The organism is Paenibacillus algorifonticola (genome assembly GCF_000971975.1).
GTDB classification, from domain to species: Bacteria; Bacillota; Bacilli; order Paenibacillales; family Paenibacillaceae; genus Pristimantibacillus; species Pristimantibacillus algorifonticola.
In genome coordinates this window covers 1-1448 of sequence record NZ_LAQO01000093.1, presented here as the reverse complement: position 1 = coordinate 1448, position 1448 = coordinate 1, and the positions used below count along the sequence as shown (strand labels likewise).

1 protein-coding gene is annotated in these 1448 nt (G+C 46.8%); it reads right to left on the bottom strand.

Features of this window, described 5'->3' with window-relative positions; translation table 11 throughout:
* Window positions 1-165: 165 nt before the first annotated feature.
* Entirely contained in the window at window positions 166-1317 is a 1152-nt protein-coding gene (locus WH37_RS33065) for an IS4 family transposase (RefSeq protein ID WP_046234932.1), read from the bottom strand.
* Between the last annotated feature and the right edge of the window lie 131 nt (window positions 1318-1448).

Genomic DNA, 1448 nt, shown 5'->3' with positions numbered 1-1448 from the left:
TCACTAGCGTTGCATAAACCTTTAGCAAACATTAAAAGTGAATATTCTGAAAATAATTTTTCGAGATAAAATGAAAAAGGTCAGACAGCCCTTAAAGGTAGCCCTTCCATTTGGTTGAATTATGTATTTATGTTTGCCATTGGAATGATCGCAAACCTACATTCATCACGTTACAGCTCGTGTTTTCTGTCGGCCTCGGGACGTCCGATTAGGCTTTCTCTTGAGTTGCTGAAGCCACTTGCCATACGGCTGCCACAACAACTTGGTTAGCCAGCGAGTGAGCTGCAACAGGCTGTGCTTGACCTTCGTTTCCAGCTTCACAAGCGCGAGTAAGCAAAAAGCAATGAGAGCCACCCAGACTTGGTTCGTTACCGCTTGTTCGCTTGAACCGTAGAGATGCTTGATCTGCAAATGTTGCTTCATCCATTTAAAGAAGGTCTCAATCGCCCAGCGACTGCGATACATCTCGCTGATTTCATCGCAAGTGAGGTCGAAGCGGTTCGTCACCAGAAAGAGCAGATTCCCTTCCGAATCTTGCGTCTGTACCATCCGCAACGCGTGCTTCATTTTCTTCTGCTGCGAGCCGATTCGGACGCACCAATCGGCCGAAACTTGACTGCCTTCGGGGACATCCCGTTCCTCCAACGGCTCCATATGCGTATTGCTCTTCAGACGTGTCACGAAAAAGATACCATCCAGGCAGTAGCGATCAAAGGCGGCGTAATCGATGTAGCCGCGATCAAAGACATACGTGACGCCAGGTTCATGAACCAGTTCGTTCATCTGGGTGCGATCATTCTTCTTGGCTGTCGTGACGGTCGCCTTTTCTGGGATGATGTCTTGCTCATCAATGAAAGATAACCGCATATGAATCTTAATGCCAGCCTTTGTCTTTCGAAACTCGGCCCACTTGAATTTCTGCAAACACAAAGTCACAGTTGTCGAATCGATGATTTTGATTTTGTGACGAGGATTAGCAGTTCCTTGGCGAGAGCATGCAAGTTTCGCAAGCCGCTCGAATACTTGTCGCAGCAGCTCGGGATCGACCTGCTTATGCTTACGGCTGAGCTGCGAGGCTGAGATCGAGGTTAATCCGAGCTCTCGCTGCAAATCTTCGCACAACACGTCGTCGGCAATGTGGCGCAAGCCTTCTCGGTTTTGCAATTGAGCGAGTAGAAACAGCTTCAAGTAGGCCGTCGTTGTCAGCTTTTTCACATATTTATCCTGCTGGCATTCTGCCACGGCAGTTGTGAACATTTTTGTACAGATCGGCGCGAGCCATTTACCAAATGAAGATAATAAAGTATGATTGTCCATGCTGATATCCTTTTCAATGGATTTATGGACAGGTCTACCTCTCCGATCTATTGTAAAGGATTTTTTTATGCACAAAAGTAGCCGTGATAGAAAATTAGGAAGATTCAGAGAACATTAATGCAACGCTAGTG

Bases quoted from the DNA above. Each gene is read 5' to 3' on its own strand.
- WH37_RS33065 (WP_046234932.1), bottom strand. From the start codon at position 1,317: ATGGACAATCATACTTTATTATCTTCATTTGGTAAATGGCTCGCGCCG.